This is a genomic window from Paraburkholderia sp. A1BS-2L, from assembly GCF_051125205.1.
GTDB lineage: Bacteria > Pseudomonadota > Gammaproteobacteria > Burkholderiales > Burkholderiaceae > Paraburkholderia.
The window spans coordinates 2,845,850-2,872,275 of sequence record NZ_CP120428.1; the positions used below are offsets into that span (position 1 = coordinate 2,845,850).

Below are 26,426 nucleotides of genomic sequence, written 5' to 3' on the forward strand. Positions count from 1 at the left end.
ATCGGCACGCGGCGGGCTTGCCCGGTTTGCCCGCGCCGACCTTTACGACCCCGCACTCACCTTCAGTCGCCACAGCGATGTAATTTCCGCCGCGCGCGCCCGATGTAGCGGATCGGCGGGATCGCTCGCCTTGGGATGGCGCGGCCGGATGTCTTCGCGCCCGGCCACCTCGAGACCGGCCTGCGCGATCATCTCCATCAACGCCTCGCGTGTGCGCAAGCCAAGATGCTCGGCAAAATCGGAGAGGATCAGCCAGCCCTCGCCGCCCGGCTCCAGATGATCCTTCAAACCTGCGAGAAAGCCGCGCAGCATGCGGCTGTCCGGATCGAACACCGCGTATTCGATCGGCGACGCCGGCCGCGCCGGCACCCAGGGCGGATTGCAGACCACGAGCGGCGCGCGACCCGGCGGGAACAGGTCGGCCTCGACGACTTCCACACGATCGCCGTAGCCAAGCTGGGCAAGATTCTCTCGCGCGCAAGCGAGCGCCCGGGCATCCTGATCGGTGGCGATCACCTGCGTCACGCCGCGCGCAGCCAGCACGGCGGCAATCACGCCCGTACCCGTGCCGATGTCGAATGCCCGCTCGAGCGACGGCAACGGCAACGGCACGCGCGCGACCAGATCGAGATACTCGCCGCGCACCGGCGAAAAAACGCCGTAGTACGGGTGAATGCGCGCGCCCCCCAGCGCGGGAATCTCCACGCCCTTCTTGCGCCACTCGTATGCGCCGATCAAGCCGAGCACCTCGCGCAGCGACACCACCGACGGCTCGCCGTCAGGCGCACCCCATGCCTGCTCGCACGCGAGCCTGACGTCGGGCGCGCGGCGCAGCGGAATCGAATAGTCGCCTTCGAGCGGAAGCAGCATCATGCCAAGCGTGCGTGCGCGCTGCGCCTGCGCCTGACGGTGCAAATGAAACGCTTCGAGCGGCGTGGCCGCCGGCTTCGGCGCAGCGGAGCCCTTGCGCGGCTTGCCCGCAGTACGTTCGGCGCGGCGCGCCATGGCCTGCAGGAGCTGCCGCGCATTCTGGTAGTCGCCGCGCCATAGCAGCGCGGTGCCTTCGCAGGCAAGACGATAGGCTGCGTCGGCCGTGGTGCTGTCGTCGGCAACCACAACGCGCTTCGGCGCCGGCACGCCAGCCTCCGAACGCCAGCGGACGGTGCGCGGGCCATCGGTGTCAGGCCAGCTCAAGGTGGGAAAGTCGGTCATAGGATTCGAATGCTTGACGGCCCGCCATGACGGCGCGCCTCGATATGCGGCGCCATCATATAGCAGAGCACAGCCATGCGCAGCGCCGGGACGCCCATCGTCCCGGCATGACGGCATCATCGCGCAGCGCCGCGCTGGCGTCGACCTGACCGGACGGGCCAGGACGAACGGCAGGAATGATCGACGCAAACGAACGACGCAAACGAACAGCCGAGCGCGGTCAGTAAAATGAGGGCGATCCGCGCAGGGGCACACAACCAGAACATGCCAGAGACGAATCAACCGAGTCGTGCAAAACGCGCAGACTGCGCCGATCAGCGAAGCGCGCGCGCAACGCGCACCGATCGCGCCGGACTCGACGCGGATTTTTACGCGGGGCTGCTGCGGATCGCCGGCTTGCAGGAAACCGTGGCGAGCGGCAAGGCCGTCGTTGCGCGCTGCGCGCCGGATGAACGCAGGCCCGGCGCGCTTGTCGAGCTGGCGATCGCCGGCATGGCGGCACGCGAAGCGCCGGCGCCGAACATGACGAACTCGCACGCCCCTGCTTGCTCGCCGGATCGAGAAGCCCTCGTCTTTCGCACGGCGCTGCGGCTTTGCATCGCCTGGATCGGCCGCGTCATGTTCCTCAAGCTGCTGGAGGCGCGGCTGCTGATGCTGCACGAACGCGATCCCGATTACGCCTTCCTGCGCAGCGAACGCATCGCCACGTACGCCGAGCTCGATGCGCTCTGCCGCGAAGTGCTTGGCGGCGGCTCGGCTGAAGCCGGGTCGCCGCGCCGCTATCCGCATCTGCCATGCTTTGACGGCTCCACGTTCGAGCCCGCCGATCTCGCGAAGCATGCGGTCACGCTCGGCTCGCTCGATTCCGCGCTGCCCCCAAATGCGCGCAATACGGTCGCTGATCTGCTCGACTTCCTCGATGGGTTCGAGTTTGGGTTTGACGCGCGCTCGAACGTAAAGAGCATCGACGCCGCAACGCTCGGGCTCGTCTTCGAAAGACTCAATGGCTATCGCGATGGCGCGTGGTACACGCCGGAGAGCGTCGCCACGTTTCTCGCGCGCGAGGCCATTACAGGTGCGGTGCCAGGGCGTTTCAACCGCGTCAAGGGCTGGCGTTGCACGACTATCGATCAGGTATCCAAATCAATTGCCGATCGCGAAGAGGCACGCACGATCCTCGCTGCGCTGCGCGTGTGTGATCCGGCCGTTGGAACCGGACATCTGCTCGTCTCCGCGCTCGACGAATTGCTCGCGGTAAAGTTGCGCCTCGGCTTGTTCGACGATCAGGATGATCCTGCGCTCGCCGGACTGCGCATCGAGGCAGTGGCGGACCGACTCGTCATCGCACGCGCTCACGACGAAACGCCTGCGCAGCGGCAACGCATCGACGCTGCGCTTTATCGCGAGAAGCGCGCGATCGTCGAACACAATCTCTTCGGCGTGGATATCGACGACCAGGCGCTCGGTCTCGCGCGCCTTCGCCTCGCGTTTGAACTACTGGCGCACGCCGGGTACGACGACGAAGGCGTTTTCGCCACGCTGCCGGATCTCAGGGCCCATCTGAAACAAGGCAATGCCGTGCTGAACCCCATCGCGCTCGACTCGACGCACGACACCGTCGCTGGCTTCGATGCCGTCATTGCCAACCCGCCATACATCGACTCCGAACGCATGATCAACGAAGGCCAGAAGCCCCTGCGCGAAGCGCTCGCACAGCGCTGGCCGAGCGCACGCGGCAACTGGGACCTCTACATCGTCTTCATGGAACTGGGGCTCGCGCTGACCGCCCAGCACGGCACCATGGCCTTTCTCACACCCGACAAATGGCTCGCGAAGCCGTTCGGCTCTGCGTTCCGTTCGCACCACCTCGACAAAATCGCGCGCATCGTCGCGCTGGGGCGCGAAGTATTCGAGCGCGCGCAGATCGATTCGATCGTGACGGTGTATCGCAAATCCGGCACGGACCACGTCGAGACGGCGCGCCTCGAAGGTACGACGCTCACGCCGCTCGCGCGCGTGCGCAAACGCGAGCTCGAAGCGCCATGGGCGCTCGATGCGCTGCTCTCGCCGCACTATGTGTTCGTACGGCGGCTCACCCGCGCGCATCCGACACTGGGCTCGCTGCTGCGCTGCGAGAACGCCTGCGCGACGGCGGACGCTTACCGGCTCGCGCCATTGATCGACGAAGCGCAAGAAGGCTTCGATGCGCGCCGTCACTACCGCGTGGTCAACACCGGCACGCTGGGCCGCTACGCCTCGCGCTGGAACAGCAAGCCGATGACCTATCTCGGACGCCGCTACGCGCAGCCCGTGGTCGAGCGTCCGCGTTTCGCAGCGACATTCGCGAACAGCTACGGCGCGAAGGCGAACGCGAAAAAGGTGATCGTGAAAGGCCTCACGCATCTGCACGCAACGCTCGATCTCGCTGGCGACACGATCCCGGGCAAGACGACTCTGATCCTGTGCTCCAACGACGAGAACCTGCTGAAATTCGCGGCTGCGGTGCTCAACTGCCCGCTCGCGGGATTTGTCACGCGCGCACGCCATGGGGCGTCGAGCTATAACGGCGGCGTGGCGTTCACCAGGGCGATGATCGACGCTTTGCCGGTGCCCGCCGATGAGGCCGTGCGCGCGAAAATCGTGCGCTTGGTAGATGCGTTGCTACGGTTAAAACAATCGGGTGAGGAGGCGCAATGCGAAGTGCTCGAGCGCGAGATCGATTTGGCGCTTTATGCGGCGTATGGGTTGGGGAGGGAAGAGATCGGGCGGGTGGAATGCCGCGGCTGGAAGCGATAGCGGCTCGATCCAAGCCCAAAACAAAAAGGGTTACCGCTCATGACGCGATAACCCTTTTCGATGCATATGGTGCCGGCTGCAGGACTCGAACCCGCCACCTGATGATTACAAATCAACTGCTCTACCAGATGAGCTAAGCCGGCGTAGCCCGCGATTCTACCTCATTTCACGATCTTGAGGTGGCCCTTTCCGCCCTTCGCGGCGCCGTCGTCGCCTTTGTCCTTCTCGGCGGCAGACACAGCCGGCTCTGGCGCCTCGGCTTCACGCGCCGCATCGGCAGCAACCGGCGCCGCCTCCTCGTCATGCCCTTCCTGTGCGGACGGCAGCACGTCGTCGGCATCGCCCGGCGGCGCGTCGACCGGAAACGCCATGCCCTGGCCGTTCTCGCGCGCGTAGATCGCGAGCACGTTCGACACGGGCACCTCGATCTTGTGCGACTTGCCGGAAAAACGGGCGTGGAACTCGACCATCTCGTTGCCCATCTGCAACTGGCTCGTGGCCTCGAAGCTGATGTTCAGCACGATCTCGCCGTCGCGCACGAACTGGCGCGGCACGCGCGTGCGGTTGTCGACCCGCACCGCAATGTGCGGCGTGAAGCCGTTGTCGGTGCACCACTCGTACAGCGCGCGCAGCAGATACGGCTTGGTGGAAATCTCTTGCATCAACAATCCTCTGACGAGGCGGCGCACCCGGCAGCCAAACAATCACCCGGCGCCCACCGCCTCCAGTTACAACACCGGCTTAGCGACGCATCACCTTTTCCGAAGGCGTCAGCGCTTCGATATAGGCCGGACGGCTGAAAATACGCTCGGCGTACTTCATGAGCGGCGCGGCGTTCTTCGACAGTTCGATGCCGTAGTGATCCAGACGCCACAGAAGCGGCGCGATCGCGACGTCGAGCATCGAGAACTCTTCGCCCAGCATGTACTTGTTCTTCAGGAAGATCGGCGCGAGCTGCGTGAGGCGGTCGCGGATCGCGAGGCGCGCCTTCTCGTGGTTCTTCTCGGCGGCCTTGCCCTTCTCGTTTTCGAGCGTGCTCACGTGCACGAACAGTTCCTTCTCGAAGTTGAGCAGGAACAGGCGTGCGCGTGCACGCTGAACCGGATCGGCAGGCATAAGCTGCGGGTGCGGGAAGCGCTCGTCAATGTACTCGTTGATGATGTTCGATTCGTACAGAATCAGGTCGCGTTCGACCAGAATCGGCACCTGACCGTACGGATTCATCACGGCGATGTCTTCCGGTTTGTTGAACAGGTCGACGTCGCGGATTTCGAAGTCCATGCCCTTTTCGAACAACACCAGCCGGCAGCGCTGGGAGAACGGGCAGGTAGTGCCGGAGTACAGAACCATCATGATTTACATTTCCTCAATAAACCCAAAAGGCCGGCAGGCAAAAACACCGTCTGACGGTCGCTGAACCATCAGGCGGTGTCTCGTCGCACCGGCCCCACGTCGGTCAGGACGTGATTATTTGATATCTTTCCAGTACGCAGCGTTCAGTCGCCACGCGAAAAAGCTCAGAACGCCGAGGAACAGGAGCACCCAGACCCCGAGCTGCTTGCGGGTTTTCTGCTCTGGCTCGGCCATCCAGCCAAGGTATGCAACAAGATCGGCCACGGCAGAATCATAATCTACCGGCGAAAGCTTCCCGGGCGTGATCTGTTGGTACCCCACAAAACGGTGGACCTTCTCCCCCGTTTCCTCTTCCACAATGTCTTCGAACTTCGCCCTGCGAACGCCCTGCAATTGCCAGAGCACGTTGGGCATGCTCACGTTTTCGAACGCCAGATTGTTCCAGCCGGTCGGCCGCGTATCGTCGCGGTAGAAGCTGCGCAGATACGTGTACAGCCAGTCGCGTCCCTTCGCGCGCGCCTCCACGGAGAGGTCCGGCGGCGCCACGCCGAACCATGCCTTGGCGTCGTCCGGGCGCAACGCGATGGACATCGTGTTGCCGACTTTATCCGTCGTGAAAAGGAGATTATCTTCGATTTGCTTCTGCGGGATGCCGATCGCTTCCAGCCGGCTGTAGCGCATCAAGTTCGCACTATGGCAATTCAGGCAATAGTTTACAAACAATTGCGCGCCATGTTGCAGCGAAGCAAGATTTTCCCCGTTATCGGGTGCGTGGTCGAGCGGAATGTTTTCCTGCGCCGCCACCGATCCCGCCCCGAATCCCAGCGCGCATGCCAGCGCAACGCCGGCAATGCCCGCGCCCGTCGCCCTTGCGAGCGTCGAAAAGAGAGATTTCATCATCGTGTCTTCCTCGCTCGCTGATTAATGGGGCTTGAACCGCACGCGCTCGGGCGGCTGCTTGAAGGTGCCAAGCGTCGTCCAGAACGGCATGCCGAGGAAAAACGCGAAATAGACGAGCGCGCAGATCTGGGCGATCAGCGTCGCCGCCGGCGAGGGCGGTCGGGTTCCGAGAAACCCGAGCGTCAGGAACGCGAGCACGAAGATCGCAAGAAAGACTTTGTGGAACAGCGGCCGGTAGCGGATCGACTTCACCGGCGCGCGGTCGAGCCACGGCAGGAAGAAGAGCGAGACGACCGCCGTGCCCATCACCACGACGCCCCAGAACTTCGACTCGGTGAAGTACATCGCGAGGATCACGAGAATCGCCAGCACCGGCAGCCCGCCCTTCCACCTGCCGCGCGCACGCACTAGCGCGAGCAGGCCTAGCAGCGCAATCACGATCATCAGAACGATCTTGAACGGGTCGGTCGTGGCGCGCAGCATCGCGTAGAACGCAGTGAAGTACCAGACCGGCGCGATTTCGGGCGGCGTCTGCAGTGCGTTGGCGGGCACGAAGTTGTTGGCTTCGAGGAAGTATCCGCCCATCTCCGGCGCGAAGAACACGATGGCCGCGAAGATCATCAGGAAGATGCACACGCCCATGAAGTCGTGCACGGAGTAGTACGGATGGAACGGGATACCGTCGAGCGGAATGCCGTTCGCGTCCTTTTTCTCCTTGATCTCGACGCCATCGGGGTTGTTCGAGCCCACTTCATGCAGCGCCACGATGTGCGCGATCACGAGCCCGATCAGCACGAGCGGAATCGCGATCACGTGGAACGCGAAGAAGCGGTTGAGCGTGACGTCGGAGACCACGTAGTCGCCGCGAATCCAGAGCGACAGGTCCGGGCCGATGAACGGAATCGCCGAGAACAGGTTCACGATCACCTGTGCGCCCCAGAACGACATCTGGCCCCATGGCAGCAGATAGCCGAAGAACGCTTCGGCCATCAGGCACAGGAAGATCGCGCAGCCGAAGATCCAGACGAGTTCGCGCGGCTTGCGGTAAGAACCGTACAGAAGCCCGCGGAACATGTGCAGATACACGACCACGAAGAACATCGATGCGCCCGTGGAGTGCATGTAGCGGATCAGCCAGCCCCACGGCACCTCGCGCATGATGTACTCGACCGACGCGAACGCGAGCGTCGAATCGGGCTTGTAGTTCATGGTGAGGAAAATGCCGGTGACGATCTGGTTCACCAGCACCAGCAGCGCGAGCGAGCCGAAGAAGTACCAGAAGTTGAAGTTTTTTGGCGCGTAGTACTCGGAGAGATGCGCTTTCCAGGTCGACGTCATTGGAAAGCGCTTGTCGATCCAGCCGACGAGTCCCGAGGAAGCGTCCGTTGCCGTAATCTCTTTTTCGTGTCCCGTCGCCATCACGCTTCTCCTTTCTCGTCCTTGCCGATCACGATCTGCGTCGGAGACGTGAACATGTACCGGGGGATATCGAGGTTCTGCGGCGCGGGCTTGTTTTTGAACACGCGGCCGGCGAGATCGTAGGTCGAGCCGTGGCACGGGCACAGGAAGCCGCCGGGCCAGTCGTCTGGCAGGTTGGCCTGCGGGCCTTCCTGGAAGCGCGGCGTGGGCGTGCAGCCCAGATGAGTGCACACGGCAACGGCCACGAGAATGTTCTGATGCTCCGCGCGCGAGCGGTATTCGTTCTTGCAGTAATCCGGCATCGGCATGGAGAACGGATGCTCGGAGTGCGGGTCCGCCAGTTCGGGATCGGCCTTCTTGCAGTCGGCCATCATGCGCTCGGTGCGCTTGAGGATCCACACGGGCTTGCCGCGCCACGCCACGGTCATCATCGTGCCGGCTTCAAGTCCGCTGATGTCGACTTCAACCGGCGCGCCGGCCGCGCGGGCCTTTTCGGATGGTGCAAACGAAGCTACGAAAGGTACGACAGTGGCTACGCCTCCAATGCCACTTGCTACGGACGTCGCAATCAGCCAGGTACGGCGGCTGCCGTCGACGCGGTCGTTCTCATTGTCTCGCATCACATCGCCCCACTTCTGAGTTGGATTTATCCGTCACGCCAGCAAACCCGCGGTGCTGCCGAACGCTAGTTTGCTCGAATGGAGTTGGCATTTACAAGGGGCGTGCGCCAAAAACCGGGCGAAGTCCTTGATAACTCGGGGTTTTCCCCCAGAAAATGGGGCCATTTTCTGGCTAGACAGGATTGTGGATATCGATGAAGAGATGTTCGATGTCGAATGCCTCGGCGAGGTGCGCGCCGACCGCCTGCACGCCAAAGCGCTCAGTGGCATGGTGGCCCGCGGCGAGGAACGCCACACCGCTTTCGGCCGAGGTGTGAGTCGTGGGCTCCGAGATCTCGCCGGTCAGGAAGACGTCGGCGCCCGCGTCGATCGCAGCGTCGAAGAGGCCTTGCGCCGCCCCGGTGCACCAGGCCACGTGGCGCAGTTCCCAGTCGGGGTCGCCGAGCACGAGCGGTGCGCGGCCGAGCGTCTGCTCGACTTGCGCCGAGAAATGCGCGAGCGTGATGGGCATGGGCAGCGTGGTCATCCACCCGAGATCCTGGTCACCGAAGCGTTTTTCGCCGATCCAGCCGAGTTTGGCGCCCAACTGTGCGTTATTGCCCAGTTCAGGGTGGCTGTCGAGTGGCAGATGATAGGCGAAGAGATTGAGGTCGTTCGCCAGTAGCGCCTTGAGGCGGCGGTGCTTGCGTCCCGTGATCTGCGGCGGCTCGTTGCGCCAGAAGTAGCCATGGTGGACCAGCACGGCGTCGGCGCCCCACTCCAGCGCGGCTTCGAGGAAGGAGAGCGAGGCGGTCACGCCGGTCGCGATCTTCTCAACGCGACGCCGCCCCTCCACCTGCAGGCCGTTCGGGCAGTAGTCCTTGAACCGCGCGGATTCCAGAAGATTGTTCAGATACAATTCCAGTTCGATCCGATCCATATAATCCTCTAATCTTCAGATGCTTAGACGCTTTTGGCTGTTCTTCGCCCAAGCGGTGACGGTCCTGCTGGCGTTGATGTTCATCATCGCGACGCTCAAGCCGCAATGGCTCGAGCATCAGGGGCAACTCGGCAAGCAGCTCGCGGAGCCGATCGTCGCATTGCGGGAAGTGGCGCCGGGCATCAGCGGCAGCCCCGCGCAGAATTCCTATGCCGATGCGGCCCAGAAGGCGATGCCGGCGGTCGTCAACGTGTTCTCGAGCAAGGACGGGTCGCTGCCCCCCGATCCGCGCCAGAACGACCCACTATTTCGCTACTTCTTCGGCAAACCCAATACCAACCGAAAACAGCAGGAACAGCCCGCCGCGAACCTCGGCTCGGGTGTGATTGTCAGTCCGGACGGTTACATTCTAACGAACCAGCACGTGATCGACGGCGCGGATCAGATCGAAATCGCGCTTTCCGACGGCCGCACCACCAATGCGAAGGTGATCGGCATCGATCCGGAAACCGATATCGCCGTGCTCAAAATCAATCTGCCGAATCTGCCCACCATCACGCTCGGGCGCATGGAACGGGCGCGCGTGGGCGACGTCGTGCTCGCCATCGGCAACCCGTTCGGCGTGGGTCAGACGGTCACGATGGGCATCATCAGCGCGCTCGGGCGCAACCATCTTGGCATCAACACGTTCGAGAACTTCATCCAGACCGACGCGCCCATCAACCCGGGCAACTCGGGCGGCGCGCTCGTCGACGTGAACGGCAACCTGCTCGGCATCAACACGGCCATTTATTCGCGCTCGGGCGGCTCGCTCGGCATCGGCTTCGCCATTCCCGTCTCCACCGCGCGCAGCGTGCTGGAGAGCATCATCACGACGGGCACGGTCACGCGCGGCTGGATCGGCGTGGAGCCGCAGGACGTGACGCCCGAGATCGCCGAGTCGTTCGGGCTGAACCAGAAGCAAGGCGCGATCGTCGCGGGCGTGCTCCAGGGCGGCCCCGCCGACAGGGCCGGCATTAAGCCCGGCGATGTCCTGACTGCGGTGAACGGCGAGGACATCACCGACACCACGCGCCTGTTGAACGTCATCGCCCAGATCAAGCCGGGCACCGCCGCCAAGGTTCACCTCGTGCGCAAGAACAAGGACATGGACCTGAACGTGACGATCGGCAAGCGCCCGCCGCCGCCCAAGCAGCAGAATCAGGACGACGAAGGCGACGACGGCGGTTGACGGCTCGCACGCAGCCGGCAAACGCAAGAAAGAAAGGCCGCGAACGGTACCGTTCGCGGCCTTTCTTTCTTGCTCCATGACTGGCTCAGGACTCGCTCGCCGCCTCGCTCTCGTCGGTGGCGCTCTTCTCGCCCGTCCCGACGAAAAGCCGCGCCGCAATAATCCCCGCTTCATACAGCACGATCAGCGGCACTGCGAGAATGAGCTGCGAAAACACGTCCGGCGGCGTAACGACCGCGGCAACGATGAACGCCCCAACGATCACGTAAGGACGAATCTCCTTGAGCTTCTTCACCGTCAGCACTCCCATGCGCACGAGCAGCACGACGATGATCGGCACCTCGAAGGTCACGCCAAAAGCGATGAACATCGTGAGTACGAAGCTCAGGTAATTGTCAATATCCGTCGTCATCTCCGCGCCGAGCGGCGCGTTGTAATGCGCCATCACCCGGAAGATGGTGGGAAACACGACGAAATACGCGAATGCCATGCCGCACAGGAACAGCGTGTAGCTGCTCCCCACCAGTGGCGCGACCAGCTTCTTTTCGTGCTGGTAGAGGCCTGGCGCGACGAACGCCCAGATCTGATAAAGCACGAACGGCAGCGCGATCACGAAGGCGACCAGCATCGTCACCTTCATCGGCACGAAAAACGAGCCGGTCACGTCGGTGACGATCATCTTGCCGTCACGCGGCAAGTTCTGCATCAGCGGGCGGGCGAGCAGCCTGAAGATGTCCGGCGCCCAGTACACGAGCCCGACGAACACGACGATCACGGAAATGCCCGCGCGAATGATGCGGTCGCGCAGTTCGACGAGGTGCGAGATGAAGGTCTCTTCAGCGCCCTCGTCTTGTGTTTGGTGGGGGTCGCTCACACCGGCCCTCGGGGGTTGGAGATAGACAAATTCAAACTCGACTGCGGTAGCGGGGCATCAGAGAAAACGCGTGGGCCGGCGCAAGCTGGCCGGTGTGTGCTGCGCGACGCGCGCCGCGCCCGATTGCACGCGCGTGCGCCGCAGCGTCGCGCGCTTGTACCAGACCGGCGTAGCCGTTTGCTTCACGCGCCAGTTCTTGCGTTTGACGCCTGCCGCATTCGCGCCGCCCGAGCGCCACGAGGTGCCGCCCGAAGCCCCCGTACCGCCGGTCACGCCGGCCCCAACCGGATCGGCGCTGCCCGCTGTGCTGGAGGCGCCACCCGTGCCCGCGTTCCAGGCGTCGTTCAGCTCGGTTTCGTGCTTGCGCAGGTTCTCGTGAACGGTGTTCTCGACGTTTTGCGCAGCCTGCTCGAACTCGCCCTTCATGCGGCGCAACTCGTCCAGTTCGATCTCGCGCGTGACTTCCGCCTTGACGTCGTTGACATAGCGCTGCGCGCGCCCGAACAGCGCGCCTGCCGTGCGCGCAACGCGCGGCAGACGCTCCGGCCCGAGAACGACCAGCGCGACGACACCGATCAGCGCCATCTTGGTTAGACCCAGATCGAGCATGAATGAAGCTTTCCGTCAGCCTTGGGGCGGGAAATAACGGCTGCCGCGCTTAGCGGAAGTCGTTCGAACGCGGGGTCTTGTCCTTGGCGTCGACATCGACCGTGCCGCCGCTCTTTGGCAGTTCGCGCTTTTGCGCATCAGCGCCGGACTCTTCGCCCTCGCGCATGCCTTCCTTGAAACCCTTCACCGCACCGCCCAGATCGCTACCGATATTGCGCAGCTTCTTCGTGCCGAAGACGAGCGCCACGATCAACAACACGATCAGCCAATGCCAGATGCTCAACGAACCCATGATCAAAACTCTCCTTAACCCCGTTGCCGCGCCTCATGCGCAGCGAATAAACATTGGCGCGTGAACGCGCTTCATGACACTCGCGACTATCGACCGGTCCGGCGCAGCGCCGTGGATTCCAGTCTCAGGCGGGTTGTCCGGCAATGCCGCCCGGTATGCTACCTGTAAGCTATTTCGGCTGCGTGGCAATGCGTCCCTTTTTCAACCACTCTTGGGGATTCTGCCGTACCGGCACGCAGGCGCGCTATCCCATGCGCTGCCACGGACGCGGTCCGGCCAGCAGATGCGCATGCAGGTGATAGACTTCCTGCCCGCCTCCGGGCCCCGTGTTGACCACGGTGCGATAGCCCGTCTCGCCCCCTGTATAGGACACGCCCAGCTCTCTCGCCAGCTGTGCCACCAGCACAAACATTCTACCAAGCAGCGCAGCGTCGTTTTCACCGCAGTCAGCAAGGGTGGGTATATGTTTTCGCGGGATGACCAGCACGTGAGTTTGTGCCGCCGGCCGGATGTCACGGAACGCGACGAACTCGTCGTCTTCATAGACGCGCGTGCTCGGGATCAGGCCGTCGGCGATCTTGCAAAAGAGACAGGTGCTGCGGTCGTGACTCATAGTGTTCCTGGGCAGCCGTACGGAGAGAAAGCGTGCCGGGTTTCGCTCTGAGACCCGGCGCTACCGCGTCAAAACCACGCGCGCGGGTCGGACAACGGCTTGTTGTCGTGCAGATACAGCCAGCCTTTGATGATACGGTACAACGTCCAGATCGCGACAGCCCACAAAATTGGAATGCCGATCAACACGAAAAAGAGCGCAATACCGATCAGATGTCCTGCAAGCCCGAGCCAGAACGTGCGGATCTGCCACGTGAAGTGCTGCTCGTAGGGTGTGCCCGCCGCTTCGTCGCGCTTGATGTAATTGATGATGATCGCCACCAGCACGGTGACGCCGCCGGTGAGCCAGTAGAACGCATAAAGCCCGTAGAGGACGTGCGTGAGCGTGCGCAGGCTGCGCAGACGATCCGCGTCGAGCGGATCGCGCTCCGGGGTTCGGTAAGCAGGAGGCGGATAGCCGCCGGGGGTGGACATATGTGGCATCTCCCTGTCGAGCACGACTCGCGTGCATCTCATGGGCGAGGGCCACTGATGGCCCGGCCCAAAAATTCGACTCGAATCCGGGGCCTGAATTCAATCTCGCAGCATCAGTCGCCGTTTTCTTCGCGCTCGCGGCTCTTGCGCAGGGCCTTTTCTTCGAGACCCGAGAGCCCTTCGCGGCGCTCCAGTTCCGCCAGCACGTCGGCGGGGCTCAGCTCGAAATGCGAAAGCGCGACGAGGCAATGGAACCACAGATCAGCCATTTCCCCAACCAGCGCCTTCGGCGCGCCGCCCTGGCGCACGTCCTTGGCGGCGAGCACGACTTCGGTAGCCTCTTCGCCGACCTTCTTGAGCACGGCGTCATCGCCCTTGTGGAACAGGCGCGCGACGTAGGAAGCGTCGGGGTCGCCGCCCTTGCGGCTATCGATCACCGCGGCAAGGCGCAGCAGGGTGTCGTTGGTGTTCAATTGCGTCATTTGTAGATGTGTTCGGGGTCTTTCAGCACCGGATCGACAGCGACCCAGCGGCCTTCGTCGGCGGTGCCTTCGAATTGCTGGAAAAAGCACGAGTGACGGCCGGTGTGGCACGCGATGCTCGACACTTGCTCGACCTTGAGCAGCACGACGTCTTCGTCGCAGTCGAGGCGGATGTCGTGAACGTGCTGCACGTGGCCCGACTCCTCGCCCTTGAACCACAGGCGCTGGCGCGAGCGCGAAAAATACACCGCGCGGCGCAGTTCGACCGTCCTGGCGAGCGCTTCCCGGTTCATCCACGCGAACATCAGCACGTCGCCGGTCGTGGCCTCCTGGGCGATCACGGGCACGAGGCCGTTGGCGTCCCAATTGACCTTGTCGAGCCAGCCAGCCTTCGCAAAATCGTTCGTTTCAGCGTTGCTCATGGCGTCACATCCTCACCGAAATGCCCTGCTCGGCCATGAAGCGCTTGGCCTCGCCCACGGTGTGCTCGCCATAGTGGAAGATGCTCGCCGCCAGCACGGCGTCGGCATGGCCCTTTACGATGCCGTCCGCGAGATCCTGCAGGCCGCCCACGCCGCCCGAGGCGATCACGGGAATCGGCACGGCGTCGGACACCGCGCTCGTGAGGGCGAGATCGAAGCCGCTCTTGGTGCCGTCGCGGTCCATGCTCGTGAGCAGGATTTCGCCCGCGCCCAGCTCAGCCATCTTGCGCGCCCATTCGACGGCGTCGATGCCCGTGGCCTTGCGGCCGCCGTGCGTGAACACTTCCCAGCGCGCGGGTTCGCCCGGCGCTGAAGTACGCTTCGCGTCGATGGCGACGACGATGCACTGCGAGCCGTATTTGTCGGCCGCATCGCGCACGAGCTGCGGATTGGCGACGGCCGACGAGTTCATGCTGACCTTGTCGGCGCCGGCGTTAAGCAGCCGCCGCACGTCGGTGACGGCGCGCACGCCGCCGCCCACGGTCAGCGGAATGAAGACCTGCGAGGCCACCGCTTCGATGATCGGCAGAATCAGGTCGCGCTGGTCCGAAGTGGCCGTGATGTCGAGAAAAGTGAGTTCGTCGGCGCCCTGGTCGTCGTAGCGGCGCGCGATTTCGACGGGGTCGCCCGCATCGCGCAGCTCGACGAAGTTGACGCCCTTGACGACCCGCCCGGCGGTCACGTCGAGACAGGGAATGATGCGTTTGGGTAGAGCCATGATCTTGCCGATGTTGCCAGGCGCGCCGAAACCGCAGCAGCTACGCCTATAGTCGCGCGATAGCGGTTATCGCGAAATTAGCCGGAGGCCGTATCTTCGGGAACGGACTTGCCGCCCCTTGCCGGTCGCACCGAGAACCCAAAGTGGATCCGACCTCCACCCGGGAGGCCGTCCACGCGACGCATCAAGCGTCGTCCTTAAGCGTCGTCAGACTCACGCAGGCTGTCTGCGTGCGTTTGCGCCTGGGCGAAATCGAGATCGCCCGAGTAGATCGCGCGGCCGCAGATTACGCCTTCGATGCCTTCGTCCTCGACTTCGCACAGCGCGTCGATGTCGGCGAGATTCGACAGGCCGCCGCTCGCGATCACCGGAATCTTCACCGCGCGCGCGAGGCGCACCGTCGCTTCGATGTTGATGCCCTGGAGCATGCCGTCGCGGCCGATGTCGGTGTAGATGATCGACTCGGCGCCGTAGTCTTCGAACTTGCGCGCGAGATCGACCACTTCGTGGCCCGTGAGCTTGCTCCAGCCGTCGGTGGCAACCTTGCCGTCCTTCGCGTCGAGCCCGACGATGATATGGCCCCCGAACGCCGTGCACGCTTCCTGCAGGAAGCCCGGGTTCTTCACCGCGGCCGTGCCGATGATCACGTATGAGAGGCCGTCGTCGAGATAGCGCTCGATGGTGTCGAGGTCGCGGATGCCGCCGCCAAGCTGCACGGGGATCTCGTCGCCGACTTCGCGGATGATCTCGCGAATCGCGTCCTCGTTCTTCGGCTTGCCGGCGAACGCGCCGTTCAGGTCGACGAGGTGCAAACGCCGCGCGCCGCGCTCGACCCAATGTCGGGCCATGGCCGCCGGTTCCTCGGAAAAAATCGTCGCCTGGTCCATATCGCCTTGTTTAAGGCGAACGCAGTGACCGTCTTTGAGATCGATGGCCGGAATCAGCAGCATAGCAATCGGGTGATATCTGGGAATGTGGTTGGAATCAGCCGGCAACGGCCGGGAAGAACCCCGATCCGACGCCGTTTCGCTAGTTTAGTACAACTCTTTCGGCAGCCTTGCTGATGCAAATCGGCTTTGGGCGATGCTTGCACGCAGGCCCTCCGGCCGGGCGCTTCGAACCAACAGCGCCGTCCGTGAATCAGGGGTTCCAGTGAACGAAGTTGCGATAGACGCGCAAGCCCGCCGCAGCGCTCTTTTCCGGGTGGAATTGGGTGGCGAAGATGTTATCTCGCGCCACCGCCGAGGTAAAGTCCGCGCCGTAAGGCGTTTCGCCTACGGTGTGAGCCGGATCGGCCGGAACCACATAATAGCTGTGCACGAAATAAAAGAAGCTCTCGTCGGGCACGCCGTCCCACAGCGCGTGAGCGCGCGACTGGCGCACGCGGTTCCAGCCCATCTGCGGCACCTTGAAGCGCGAGCCGTCGTCCTGAAGCCGCCCTTCGAGCTCGAAGCGCACGACCTTGCCCGGCAGCAGGCCGAGACCCTTCGTGTCCCCTTCGGCGCTCCAGTCGAACAACATCTGCTCGCCCACGCACACGCCCATCAGCGGCTTGGTGCGCGAGGCTTCGAGCACGGCGTCCTGCAAGCCCGATTCCGCGAGGCTGCGCATGCAGTCAGGCATCGCGCCCTGGCCCGGCAGCACGACGCGGTCAGCCGCGCGAATCGCCTCCGGGCGCTCGACGATCTGCACGTCGGCTTCCGGCGCAGCCTGTTTCAATGCCTGGGCCACCGAACGAAGGTTGCCCATCCCATAATCCACAATCGCAATTGAAGTTTTCATCTCGGATACCGCTTACAAGCTGCCCTTGGTAGACGGAATCTTGCCCGCCTGGCGCTCATCGAGCTCGGAAGCCTGGCGCAGCGCGCGGCCGAAGGCCTTGAACACGGTTTCCATCTGGTGATGCGCGTTCAGGCCGCGCAGATTGTCGATGTGGAGCGTCACGCCCGCGTGGTTGACGAAGCCGCGGAAGAATTCGATCGACAGGTCGACGTCGAACGTGCCGATGCGCGCGCGCGTGAACGGCACGTGGAACTCGAGGCCCGGACGGCCCGAAAAGTCGATCACCACGCGCGAGAGCGCCTCGTCGAGCGGCACATAGGCGTGGCCGTAGCGGCGGATGCCCTTCTTGTCGCCGATGGCCTGCGCGACTGCCTGACCGAGCGTGATGCCGACGTCTTCCACCGTATGGTGGTCGTCGATATGGGTATCGCCATGCGCCTCGATTTCCAGATCGATCAGACCGTGTCGCGCGATCTGGTCGAGCATGTGGTCGAGAAACGGCACACCGGTCGCGAGCTTCTGCTCGCCGGTGCCGTCCAGATTGAGTTTCACGCTGATTTGCGTTTCGCTGGTGTTGCGAACGACTTGCGCGACGCGCATGGCAATTTCCTTCAAACAGCCCGTAACGGAGGGTTCATGGAACGAAAGCCCGGAGCGCTCGTGACACTGTGCGCTTCAGGCCGGTGAGATCGGATTACTTGAGCACGAGCTTAAGGGCGGCGAGCAAGCGCGCGTTTTCGTCGGGGGTCCCGACGGTCAGGCGTACGCAATTCGCCAGCAATGGATGCATTTTACTCACGTTTTTGACTAAAACCCGCGCCGTCAGCAGGGTATCGAACACGGCGGAGGCATCGGGCACGCGCACAAGCAGGAAATTGCCGGCGCTTTCGAACACTTCGGCGCCCGGCAACTTTGCAACGTCGGCAGCCAATTGCGCCCGGTCTGCGCGCAATTGGGCCGCCTGCGTGTCGAGCACGTCGAGATGTTCGAGCAGGAAATCGGCGGCGGCCTGGGTGAGCACATTTACGTTATACGGCGGGCGCACCTTGTCGAATTCGTTGAGCCATGCAGTACGGCCCGCGAGGTAGCCCAGACGGATGCCCGCCAGCCCGAGCTTGGACATCGTGCGCATCACGACCACGTTGTCGAACGCGCCCGCGCGCGGCATCCAGCTCGCCTGCGCGAACGGCTGATAAGCCTCGTCGATCACGACGAGCCCGCCGGCTGCATTGGCAGCCTCGATAATGCGCTCGATGTCGGCGTCCGCGAACAGCGTGCCGGTCGGATTGTTCGGGTACGCCAGCCAGATCATGGCCGGCTGGTGTTCGGCGATGGCGACCAGCATGGCATCGCAATCGAGCGTGAAGTCGGCCTTGAGCGGCACGCCGACAAAATCCACCTGCGCAAATTTCGCCGACATCGCGTACATCACGAAGCCCGGCACCGGCGCGAGCACCTTCGCGCCCGGCTTCGCGCACGCCACCGTGACCATGCTGATGATCTCGTCCGAGCCGTTGCCGAGCAGCACGTCGCAGCCGGGCGGCACATGCATCGCGGCCTTGAGCTTCGCCATGAGCGCCTCGGGGCGCGGAGCCGGATAGCGGTTCAGCGCGATGCCCGCGAGATGCTCGCCAAGTTGCGCCGCCAGAGCGACCGGCAACGTGTACGGGTTCTCCATGGCGTCGAGCTTCACGAAGCCGGTGGCGTCGGGAACCGGGTAGCTCGTCATGGCGAGCACGTCGGAGCGGATGATGTCTTGTGGTGTTGTCATTGTCGATTGGCGCGCGCGAGGCGCGCAGCCGGCACGAACGGCCAGCTATGGCGCGCGCGGGTTACTTCGGTGTTCCAAACATCGGGCTCAGGCGAGCGTATTTCAAGCCGATGCTTGCGCACGTCTCCTCGGGGGTGCGGCACGCATGAAACTCATGCATGCCGCGCTGTTTTGATTCTGGTACCGCTTCAGACCTGCTTCATGCGGTACTCGGCGCTGCGCGCGTGGGCCTGGAGGCCTTCGCCGTAGGCGAGTTCCGCGGCGATCTCGCCGAGCGTCTGCGCGCCCTCCGCGCTCACCTCGATCACGCTCGATCGCTTGATGAAATCATAGACGCCGAGCGGCGACGAGAAACGTGCGGTACGAGACGTAGGCAGCACGTGATTCGGCCCCGCGCAGTAGTCGCCGAGGCTTTCGCTCGTGTAGCGGCCGAGGAAGATCGCGCCCGCGTGGCGGATTTCGGCGCCCCACTTCTGCGCATCGAGCGCAGAGATTTCGAGGTGCTCGGGCGCGATGTCGTTGGCGATTGCGCAGGCTTCGGCCATGTCGCGCACCTTCACGAGCGCGCCGCGGTTCGTGAGAGACGTCGCGATGACTTCGGCGCGCGGCATGGCGGGTAAAAGCTCGTTGATGGCGTCTTCCACGCGCTTGATGAACGCTTCGTCCGGGCACAGCAGGATGGATTGCGCGAGTTCGTCGTGCTCGGCCTGCGAGAACAGGTCCATCGCGACCCAGCGCGGATCGGTCGTGCCGTCGCACAGCACGAGAATCTCGGAGGGTCCGGCGATCATGTCGATGCCGACCGTGCCGAACACGCGGCGCTTGGCCGAGGCCACATAGGCATTGCCCGGGCCGCAGATCTTGTCGACGGGCGGAATGGTGCGGGTGCCGTAAGCGAGCGCGCCCACAGCCTGCGCGCCGCCGATGGTGAACACGCGGTCGACGCCGCCGAGCAGCGCCGCCGCCAGCACGAGCGGATTCTTCACGCCATCGGGCGTGGGCACGACCATGATGATCTCGCGCACGCCCGCGACCCGCGCGGGAATCGCGTTCATCAGCACGGAAGACGGATACGCGGCCTTGCCGCCCGGCACGTAGAGACCCACGCGGTCGAGCGGCGTGACCTTCTGGCCGAGCACGGTGCCGTCGGCTTCGGTGTATTGCCAGCTATGCGAGCCGCACTCGATGCGCTGCTTCTCGTGGTAGCCGCGCACGCGCGCGGCCGCCGCCTCGAGCGCCGCGCGCTGCTTGGGCTCGAGACTTTCCAGCGCCGCCTCGAGCTCGCTGATCGGCAACTCCAGCGCATCGACGCTGGCAGCGCTCAGGCGATCGAAGCGGTTCGTGTAATCGAGCACGGCGGCGTCGCCGCGCGCCTTCACATCGGCGAGAATTTGCGCGACTGAGCGCTCGATGGCCTCGTCTTCGCTCGCCTCGAAGGCGAGCACGCCATGCAGCGCCGCCTTGAAACCTTCGGCGCTCGAATCGAGTTTGCGCATCGTGATAGCCATGCTGATATCCATCCGGAACGGTTATATGCGGGTAATGCGCGGGTTATGCGCGCGACGCGCGTTCGAACGCGTCGAGAATCGGCCGCAGCGCGGCGCGCTTCAACTTGAGCGCCGCCTGATTCACGACGAGGCGCGAAGAGATCTGCATGATCTCTTCGACCTCGACCAGGTTGTTCGCACGCAGCGTGCCGCCCGTGCTGACGAGGTCGACGATCGCGTCGGCGAGGCCGACGAGCGGCGCGAGCTCCATCGAGCCGTAAAGCTTGATGAGGTCGACGTGCACGCCCTTGGCCGCGAAGTGCTGGCGCGCCGATTCCGTGTACTTGGTGGCCACGCGCAGGCGCGCGCCCTGGCGCACGGCGTTCGCGTAGTCGAAGCCCGACTTCACGGCCACCGAGAGGCGGCAGCGCGCGATGTCGAGATCGATCGGCTGATAGAGCCCGTCGCCGCCGTGTTCGAGCAGCACGTCCTTGCCCGCCACGCCAAAGTCGGCCGCGCCGTACTCCACGTAGGTGGGCACGTCGGTCGCGCGCACGATGATCACGCGCAGGTTCGGGTCGGTCGTCGGCAGGATCAGCTTGCGCGAGGTTTCCGGGTCTTCGGTCACCTCCACGCCCGCGGCCGCGAGCAACGGCATCGTCTCTTCGAAGATGCGGCCCTTCGAGAGCGCCAGCGTGAGCGGCGCGCCGGAGGCGGCGGCCGGCGTGGGCTTGGACTCGACCGTGCTCATGCCGCGTTCCCCTTGATGCGCTTCACGTTCGCGCCGATTCTGGTGAGCTTCTCTTCCATGCGGTCGTAGCCGCGGTCGAGGTGATAGATGCGGTCGATGAGCGTCTCGCCGTCGGCGCACAGGCCCGCGATCACGAGGCTCGCCGAGGCGCGCAGATCGGTCGCCATGACCTTCGCGCCCGACAGCTTCTCGACGCCGGAGACCAGCGCCGTCTTGCCGTCGATCGTGATGCTCGCGCCGAGGCGGTTCAGTTCCTGCACGTGCATGAAGCGATTCTCGAAGATCGTTTCCACGACCTGCGAGGTGCCGTCCGCGATCGCGTTGAGCGCCATGAACTGCGCCTGCATGTCGGTCGGGAAGGCCGGGTATTCGGCGGTGCGCAGATTCACGGCGCGCGCGCGCTCGTGCATGCGCACGCGCATCCAGTCGTCGCCCTCTTCGATCGTCACGCCCGCTTCGCGCAGTTTGTCGGTAACGGCGTCGAGGATGCCCGGACGCACGCGGCGCAGCATGACATCGCCGCCCGCGGCGGCCACCGCGCACAGGAACGTGCCGGCCTCGATGCGGTCGGGAATGACCGTGTGCTGCGCGCCGTGGAGCTGGTCCACGCCCTGGATCACGAGGCGGTCGGTGCCGATGCCTTCGATCTGCGCACCCATCGCCACGAGCAGGTGTGCGAGGTCGCCCACTTCGGGCTCGCGCGCGGCGTTCTCGATCACCGTCTCGCCCTCGGCGAGCACGGCGGCCATCAGCAGGTTTTCCGTGCCGGTGACCGTGATCATGTCGGTGACGATGCGCGCGCCCTTCAGGCGCTTCGCGCGCGCCTCGATGAAGCCGTGCTCGATATTGATCTCGGCGCCCATCGCCTGGAGGCCCTTGATGTGCTGATCCACGGGGCGCGCGCCAATCGCGCAGCCGCCGGGCAGCGACACCTTCGCCTCGCCGAAGCGCGCGACGAGCGGCCCGAGCACGAGAATCGACGCGCGCATGGTTTTCACGAGCTCATACGGCGCGACGAGGTTGTCGACCTTCGAGGCGTCGAGCTGCACGCGGTTGCCATCGTGCCCGGTGCGCACGCCCATCTGGTTCAGCAGCTTGAGCGTGGTGCGCACGTCCTGGAGGTCGGGCACGTTGTCGAGATGGACGGGTTCCGCGCTCAGCAGGCCCGCGCAGAGAATGGGGAGCGCCGCGTTCTTCGCACCCGAAACGGTCACTTCCCCTGCGAGCTGCTGCCCGCCGACGATGACGAGTTTGTCCATGCCTGAGGTTTCCTGATCGGTGCGGCCGGCTTGCGGCGTGGCGTCATGTGGTGCGGCGCCGCTCGCGGCGGCGCCATTGTCCTGGGTAATTCGCACTGAGATTCCAGATTATGCGTTCTGCCATTCGGCGGGCGTGAGCGTCTTCATGCTGAGCGCGTGGATTTCCTCGCGCATGCGCTCGCCGAGCGCCGCATAGACGAGCTGATGGCGCTGGATCAGGCGCTTGCCTTCGAACGCGGGCGATACGATCGTCGCGAAGAAGTGCTGACCGTCGCCCTCGACTTCGAGATGCTCGCACGCGAGCCCTGCCGAGATGTACTGCTTGACCTGTTCCGGAGTCGGCAACATGGTGGGTGGCTCCTGCCTCAATTGCATTTAGTGGCGCAGCTTGTAGCCGCTTGCGAGCAGACGCATCGCCAGCGTGGCCAGCACCACGAAAAAGACGAAAACAATCGCGAGACTTGCGAGCGGGTTAATGTCGGACAAGCCGAAAAAACCGTAGCGGAAGCCGTCGATCATGTAGAAGAACGGGTTCAGCCGCGACACCTCGCGCCAGACCGGCGGCAGCGTATGTGTCGAATAGAACACGCCCGAAAGGAACGTGAGCGGCATGATAAGAAAGTTCTGAAACGCCGCGAGCTGGTCGAACTTCTCGGCCCAGATCCCGGCGATCAGGCCGAGCGTGCCGAGGATCGCCGAGCCGAGCACCGCGAACGCGATGATGTAGAGCGGCGCGGAAAAGCTCATCGGAATGAACCAGATCGTCACGACGAACACGCCCGCGCCAACGGCGAGGCCGCGCACGATCGAAGCGAGCACGTAAGCTCCAAACATCTCCCAGGCGGCCAGCGGCGGCAATAGTACGAATACGAGATTGCCCGTGATCTTCGATTGAATGAGCGACGAAGACGAATTGGCGAAAGCGTTTTGCAGCACGCTCATCATCACGAGGCCGGGAATCAGGAAGCTCGTGTATTCGACGCCCGGATACACCTCCACGTGGCCGCGCAGCGCGTGGCCGAAGATCGTCAGATACAGCAGCGCGGTGATGACCGGCGCGAGCACGGTCTGGAAAGAGACCTTCCAGAAACGCAGCACTTCCTTGTAGAACAGGGTACGAAAGCCGCTCATGCCAGCCCCTCGATGACCTCAGGGCCGTTCATCACCTGCACGAAGACATCCTCCAGATCGGCTTTGCGCACTTCCACTTCTTCCAGTTTGCAGCCGTTCGCGCGGCACAGCGACAAGATGCGCTCGACTTCATCGTAGCTGGCGAGGCGCAACAGATGCTGGCGCTCGCGGCCATTCGGCAGATTCGACGTATCCACTTCGAGCGCGCGCAGTTCGGTGGGCAGCACGCCTTCAGAAAAGCGCACGAACAACTGCGTGCCCGCGAAGCGCTGCAGCAGCGTACTGGTGCGCTCGAGCGCCACCACCTCGCCACGCCGCAGCATGGCGATGCGGTCGCACAGCTCTTCCGCCTCTTCCAGATAGTGCGTGGTGAGCACGATGGTGTGACCTTCGCGGTTCAGGCGCGCAATGAACTTCCAGAGCGTCTGGCGCAGCTCGACGTCCACGCCGGCGGTGGGTTCGTCGAGCACGATCACGGGCGGCCGGTGCACCAGTGCCTGCGCGACCAGCACGCGGCGCTTCATGCCGCCCGACAGCGCACGCATGTTCACATCGGCTTTTTCGGTGAGGTCGAGATTGGCCATGATCTCGTCGATCCACGCATCATTGTTGCGCAGGCCAAAATAACCGGACTGGATGCGCAGCGTCTCGCGCACCGTGAAAAACGGATCGAACACCAGTTCCTGCGGCACCACGCCGAGATTGCGGCGCGCGTTGCGGTAATCGCTCACCACGTCGTGACCGCGCACGGTGATCGAGCCCTCGTCGGCGCGCGCGAGGCCTGCGAGACAGCTGATGAGCGTCGTCTTGCCCGCGCCGTTCGGGCCGAGCAGCCCGAAGAACTCGCCCTCTTCTACGGTGAAGCTGACGCCCTTGAGCGCCTGGAGCTCTTTGTAGCGCTTTTTGACGTTGCGGATTTCTATGGCTGGCATGACTCAGGCGCCGCCCGTCGTGAACGGCGCGGCTGATAGTGCATCTACGCTGCGGGGAAGACCAGAATTGGGGACGGTTTATGCCGCCTTCGAAGCTCCCGAAAACCGGGGCAACGCCCAAAAAACGTTTGATTATAGGCCAAGTCGGAGAGCCCGGCCTGGGCCCGGTCTGGACTTGAAGATGGAAGCGGCGGCCTGCGGCAACTGGGTTCGCGCGCCAAAGCGGCGCTCGACCGGCGTGGCCGCGTGGCCGCCGCGCGTCAATGTCGCTCGTGGAGGAGCGAGTCGACGCCGTAAGCGCGCGCGAGGGACGCGAGCGCGGTGGGGAGATTCAGGACGCTGAGGGTGAGGCCACGCTCGCGCGCGGCGCGCTGCCATGCGATCAGCACGGCGAGCGCCGATGAATCGAACTGCGTGAGCGACGCGCAATCGACGGCGCCGGCGCCTGCCGCGATCTGCGCGAGGCCCGCCGAGAGCGTGGCATTCGCACTCTCGAGATTCAGCGTGGCGCCGGTGGCGAAGCGCTCGCTCACGAAGCGGCCTTGCCGGCGGCGAGTTGCTGGTTACGCTGCGTGAGGAAGCTGATGAGGCCCTGCACGCCGCCCTGCTGGATCTTCTCCTGGAACTGCTGCTGGTAGGCCTGGATCAGCCATGCGCCGAGCACGTTGATGTCATACACGCGCCAGCCTTGCGGCGTCTTGTACAGACGGTAGTCGAGCTCGATCGGCTGGCCGTTGTTCATGACCGTCGAACGGACCACGACATCGGTATCGTCCGGGCTCGCACGGAACGGCTTGTACTCGATCTGCTGATCGCGCACCTGGGCAAGCGCGCCTGAGTACGTGCGGATCAGGAGCGTCTTGAACTGCTCGGTGACCTGTTGCTGCTGCTCGGGCGTGGCCGTGCGCCAGTTGCGGCCCATGGCGAGCTGCGTCGTGCGGCGGAAGTCCGTGTACGGCAGGATCTTCTCGTTCACGAGCTCCGTGATCTTGTTGATGTCGCCGGACTGGATCGACTTGTCGCCCTTGATCTGGTCCATCACCTGCTGCGTGACCGACTTCATCATGGCGTCAGGGTTGTTGGTGTCGACCGTTTGCGCGGACGCTGCGCCGGCAAACGCAAAAAACATGGCGAAAATCGGGAACAGAAAGAATTTCTTCATAGCGAGTCCTGCAAGTTGGGGAACAACGCCCCGTTGGAGGTCAACGATATCACGCGAGCATCAAGGCACCGAGTCAAAGAGTGCCAAGAAACTGCGACAAGCGTTTCAGCTTGTTACGTCAGATTTAAGGGCCGGGACAAGGACCGCCTGGCCCAATCAATGCAGGCGCAGCAGACCCGGCGCGCCAATGCCAATGCGCGCCGGCGGAACGAACTGTTCGCCCGGCACCGCGGCGCCGGATGCGCCCGCCGGTGCCGCGGCACCTGATGCCGGCGTCGCGGGCGCTGGTGTCGCGCCGTCGGGGCTGGCCGGCGCCATGCTGGCTGCCGTCGGCACTGCGGCACGCGCAGCGCCCGATGCCGGAACCGCCGCCGCCGTGCCCGATGCGGGCACGGCCGCACCCTCATCGGGCTCGCCGTAGTTCGGCAGTGGCGCGCCATCGCCGTAATCGGGCAGATTGCTCGACGTATGACCGTCGGAGAGCAGGTACTGGCGGCGCTGCAAATAGGCGTTGCGAATAAACGAATACTTGTCGATGGCCGCGCCTTCGAGCAGATCGCTCGCGCCCAACAGGTTCGCGCGCGCGCTCACCACGTCCAGACCGTAAAGACCCCACGAAAGCGCCGGCGGATTCACGTACGTAAGCGGATTGATGAAGTAGTTGCCCACCATCCCCACGCCGTCGCGCACGGTGCTCGGACCGAACAGCGGCAGCACCAGATACGGGCCGGCCGGCACACCGTAATGGCCGAGCGTGAGACCGAAGTCCTGGTTGTGCTTGGGCAGCTTGGCGAGCGACGCCACGTCGAACAGGCCGCCCACGCCGAAGACCGTGTTGATCACGATCCGCATGACGTCCTCGACCCCATCGGCGATCTTCAACTGCAGCAGATTATTGGCCGCGTTGTAGACATCGCCGATGTTCGCGAAGAAGTTCGTCACGCTGTCGCGTACCGGCTGCGGCGTGACTTTCACGTAGCCCTTTGCAACCGGCTTGAGCGCGTACTGATCGACTGTGTCGTTGAAGGTGTAGATCGAGCGGTTGAAGCCTTCCCAGGGATCGTCCTTCGACGGCGTCTGCACCGTCGAACACGCCGTCAGCGCGAGCGCCACGGCCCCGGCCGTGAGGGTGCGCATGCGAGGGATCGTCATTTTTTA

30 protein-coding genes and 1 tRNA gene are annotated in these 26,426 nt (G+C 64.0%); 2 read left to right on the plus strand and 29 right to left on the minus strand.

Annotated elements, in window-relative coordinates; translation table 11 throughout:
• Positions 1–42 precede the first annotated feature (42 nt).
• On the minus strand, positions 43–1,212 hold the full coding sequence (locus P5W98_RS12925; RefSeq protein ID WP_421024867.1) for a methyltransferase: 1,170 nt from the start codon (positions 1,210–1,212) through the stop codon (positions 43–45).
• 264 nt (positions 1,213–1,476) lie between these two features.
• Here P5W98_RS12925 and P5W98_RS12930 point away from each other — a divergent pair, with 264 nt between their 5' ends.
• Positions 1,477–4,008 carry a type IIG restriction enzyme/methyltransferase gene (locus P5W98_RS12930; RefSeq protein WP_421024868.1) on the plus strand — a complete coding sequence of 844 codons (2,532 nt, stop codon included), beginning with the start codon at positions 1,477–1,479 and terminating at the stop codon, positions 4,006–4,008.
• A 67-nt stretch (positions 4,009–4,075) separates the two neighbouring features.
• Here P5W98_RS12930 and P5W98_RS12935 read toward each other — a convergent pair.
• The 7 genes from P5W98_RS12935 to P5W98_RS12965 form a co-directional block, all read right to left on the minus strand.
• Positions 4,076–4,151, minus strand: a tRNA-Thr gene (locus tag P5W98_RS12935).
• A gap of 18 nt (positions 4,152–4,169) precedes the next feature.
• Complete coding sequence (locus P5W98_RS12940; RefSeq protein ID WP_421024869.1) at positions 4,170–4,670, minus strand: ClpXP protease specificity-enhancing factor; 501 nt, start codon at positions 4,668–4,670, stop codon at positions 4,170–4,172.
• Positions 4,671–4,749: 79 nt separating this feature from the next.
• Positions 4,750–5,361, minus strand: a complete 612-nt coding sequence (locus P5W98_RS12945) for a glutathione S-transferase N-terminal domain-containing protein (protein ID WP_027797364.1) — start codon at positions 5,359–5,361, stop codon at positions 4,750–4,752.
• A 114-nt stretch (positions 5,362–5,475) separates the two neighbouring features.
• Complete coding sequence (locus tag P5W98_RS12950; protein ID WP_421025277.1) at positions 5,476–6,258, minus strand: cytochrome c1; 783 nt, start codon at positions 6,256–6,258, stop codon at positions 5,476–5,478.
• A gap of 24 nt (positions 6,259–6,282) precedes the next feature.
• Positions 6,283–7,680 carry a cytochrome b gene (locus tag P5W98_RS12955; protein ID WP_421024870.1) on the minus strand — a complete coding sequence of 466 codons (1,398 nt, stop codon included), beginning with the start codon at positions 7,678–7,680 and terminating at the stop codon, positions 6,283–6,285.
• Positions 7,680–8,300 carry a ubiquinol-cytochrome c reductase iron-sulfur subunit gene (gene petA / locus P5W98_RS12960; RefSeq protein WP_421025278.1) on the minus strand — a complete coding sequence of 207 codons (621 nt, stop codon included), beginning with the start codon at positions 8,298–8,300 and terminating at the stop codon, positions 7,680–7,682. The genes P5W98_RS12955 and petA overlap by 1 nt, the downstream gene beginning before the upstream one ends.
• 172 nt (positions 8,301–8,472) lie before the next feature.
• The gene (locus P5W98_RS12965) at positions 8,473–9,219 is read right to left on the minus strand and encodes a Nif3-like dinuclear metal center hexameric protein (RefSeq protein WP_421024871.1); all 747 of its coding nucleotides are present in this window, start codon (positions 9,217–9,219) and stop codon (positions 8,473–8,475) included.
• A 19-nt stretch (positions 9,220–9,238) separates the two neighbouring features.
• Between P5W98_RS12965 and P5W98_RS12970 the strand changes: the two genes are divergently transcribed.
• On the plus strand, positions 9,239–10,450 hold the full coding sequence (locus P5W98_RS12970; RefSeq protein WP_421024872.1) for a Do family serine endopeptidase: 1,212 nt from the start codon (positions 9,239–9,241) through the stop codon (positions 10,448–10,450).
• Between the two features lie 85 nt (positions 10,451–10,535).
• Here P5W98_RS12970 and tatC read toward each other — a convergent pair whose 3' ends face one another.
• From tatC to P5W98_RS13075, 21 genes are all read right to left on the minus strand, one after another.
• On the minus strand, positions 10,536–11,324 hold the full coding sequence (tatC, locus tag P5W98_RS12975) for a twin-arginine translocase subunit TatC (RefSeq protein WP_421024873.1): 789 nt from the start codon (positions 11,322–11,324) through the stop codon (positions 10,536–10,538).
• Between the two features lie 57 nt (positions 11,325–11,381).
• Positions 11,382–11,933, minus strand: coding sequence for a Sec-independent protein translocase protein TatB (gene tatB, locus P5W98_RS12980; protein ID WP_421024874.1), 552 nt, complete (start codon positions 11,931–11,933; stop codon positions 11,382–11,384).
• A 49-nt stretch (positions 11,934–11,982) separates the two neighbouring features.
• Positions 11,983–12,225 (minus strand): Sec-independent protein translocase subunit TatA, encoded by a 243-nt coding sequence (gene tatA / locus P5W98_RS12985; protein WP_421024875.1) that lies wholly within the window; start codon positions 12,223–12,225, stop codon positions 11,983–11,985.
• A gap of 244 nt (positions 12,226–12,469) precedes the next feature.
• Positions 12,470–12,838 (minus strand): histidine triad nucleotide-binding protein, encoded by a 369-nt coding sequence (locus P5W98_RS12990; RefSeq protein WP_421024876.1) that lies wholly within the window; start codon positions 12,836–12,838, stop codon positions 12,470–12,472.
• 68 nt (positions 12,839–12,906) lie between these two features.
• On the minus strand, positions 12,907–13,311 hold the full coding sequence (locus P5W98_RS12995; protein WP_421024877.1) for a DUF4870 family protein: 405 nt from the start codon (positions 13,309–13,311) through the stop codon (positions 12,907–12,909).
• Positions 13,312–13,424: 113 nt separating this feature from the next.
• Positions 13,425–13,793, minus strand: coding sequence for a phosphoribosyl-ATP diphosphatase (locus tag P5W98_RS13000; protein ID WP_129562950.1), 369 nt, complete (start codon positions 13,791–13,793; stop codon positions 13,425–13,427).
• Complete coding sequence (gene hisI / locus P5W98_RS13005; protein ID WP_421024878.1) at positions 13,790–14,215, minus strand: phosphoribosyl-AMP cyclohydrolase; 426 nt, start codon at positions 14,213–14,215, stop codon at positions 13,790–13,792. Before hisI ends, P5W98_RS13000 begins: the two co-directional genes overlap by 4 nt.
• A gap of 4 nt (positions 14,216–14,219) precedes the next feature.
• Positions 14,220–14,993, minus strand: a complete 774-nt coding sequence (gene hisF / locus P5W98_RS13010) for an imidazole glycerol phosphate synthase subunit HisF (protein ID WP_421024879.1) — start codon at positions 14,991–14,993, stop codon at positions 14,220–14,222.
• A 197-nt stretch (positions 14,994–15,190) separates the two neighbouring features.
• Positions 15,191–15,943: a 1-(5-phosphoribosyl)-5-[(5-phosphoribosylamino)methylideneamino]imidazole-4-carboxamide isomerase gene (hisA, locus tag P5W98_RS13015; protein ID WP_035531639.1), complete on the minus strand. Its 753-nt coding sequence runs from the start codon at positions 15,941–15,943 to the stop codon at positions 15,191–15,193.
• Between the two features lie 190 nt (positions 15,944–16,133).
• Entirely contained in the window at positions 16,134–16,775 is a 642-nt protein-coding gene (hisH, locus tag P5W98_RS13020; protein ID WP_421024880.1) for an imidazole glycerol phosphate synthase subunit HisH, read from the minus strand.
• A 12-nt stretch (positions 16,776–16,787) separates the two neighbouring features.
• A complete protein-coding gene (gene hisB / locus P5W98_RS13025) occupies positions 16,788–17,375 on the minus strand; it encodes an imidazoleglycerol-phosphate dehydratase HisB (protein WP_421024881.1) in 588 nt (195 codons plus the stop codon).
• 94 nt (positions 17,376–17,469) lie between these two features.
• The gene (gene hisC, locus P5W98_RS13030; RefSeq protein WP_421024882.1) at positions 17,470–18,546 is read right to left on the minus strand and encodes a histidinol-phosphate transaminase; all 1,077 of its coding nucleotides are present in this window, start codon (positions 18,544–18,546) and stop codon (positions 17,470–17,472) included.
• A gap of 188 nt (positions 18,547–18,734) precedes the next feature.
• Positions 18,735–20,054: a histidinol dehydrogenase gene (hisD, locus tag P5W98_RS13035; protein WP_421024883.1), complete on the minus strand. Its 1,320-nt coding sequence runs from the start codon at positions 20,052–20,054 to the stop codon at positions 18,735–18,737.
• Between the two features lie 43 nt (positions 20,055–20,097).
• Complete coding sequence (hisG, locus tag P5W98_RS13040; protein ID WP_421024884.1) at positions 20,098–20,784, minus strand: ATP phosphoribosyltransferase; 687 nt, start codon at positions 20,782–20,784, stop codon at positions 20,098–20,100.
• Complete coding sequence (gene murA / locus P5W98_RS13045; RefSeq protein ID WP_421025279.1) at positions 20,781–22,043, minus strand: UDP-N-acetylglucosamine 1-carboxyvinyltransferase; 1,263 nt, start codon at positions 22,041–22,043, stop codon at positions 20,781–20,783. The genes hisG and murA overlap by 4 nt, the downstream gene beginning before the upstream one ends.
• Before the next feature lie 108 nt (positions 22,044–22,151).
• The gene (locus tag P5W98_RS13050) at positions 22,152–22,391 is read right to left on the minus strand and encodes a BolA family protein (protein ID WP_035531648.1); all 240 of its coding nucleotides are present in this window, start codon (positions 22,389–22,391) and stop codon (positions 22,152–22,154) included.
• Between the two features lie 27 nt (positions 22,392–22,418).
• Positions 22,419–23,174 (minus strand): ABC transporter permease, encoded by a 756-nt coding sequence (locus P5W98_RS13055; RefSeq protein WP_035531649.1) that lies wholly within the window; start codon positions 23,172–23,174, stop codon positions 22,419–22,421.
• Positions 23,171–24,106: an ABC transporter ATP-binding protein gene (locus tag P5W98_RS13060; RefSeq protein WP_421024885.1), complete on the minus strand. Its 936-nt coding sequence runs from the start codon at positions 24,104–24,106 to the stop codon at positions 23,171–23,173. Before P5W98_RS13060 ends, P5W98_RS13055 begins: the two co-directional genes overlap by 4 nt.
• Positions 24,107–24,366: 260 nt before the next feature.
• The gene (locus tag P5W98_RS13065) at positions 24,367–24,639 is read right to left on the minus strand and encodes an STAS domain-containing protein (RefSeq protein ID WP_421024886.1); all 273 of its coding nucleotides are present in this window, start codon (positions 24,637–24,639) and stop codon (positions 24,367–24,369) included.
• Entirely contained in the window at positions 24,636–25,268 is a 633-nt protein-coding gene (locus P5W98_RS13070) for an MlaC/ttg2D family ABC transporter substrate-binding protein (RefSeq protein ID WP_421024887.1), read from the minus strand. Before P5W98_RS13070 ends, P5W98_RS13065 begins: the two co-directional genes overlap by 4 nt.
• Before the next feature lie 156 nt (positions 25,269–25,424).
• A complete protein-coding gene (locus tag P5W98_RS13075; protein WP_421024888.1) occupies positions 25,425–26,420 on the minus strand; it encodes an MlaA family lipoprotein in 996 nt (331 codons plus the stop codon).
• Positions 26,421–26,426: the final 6 nt, after the last annotated feature.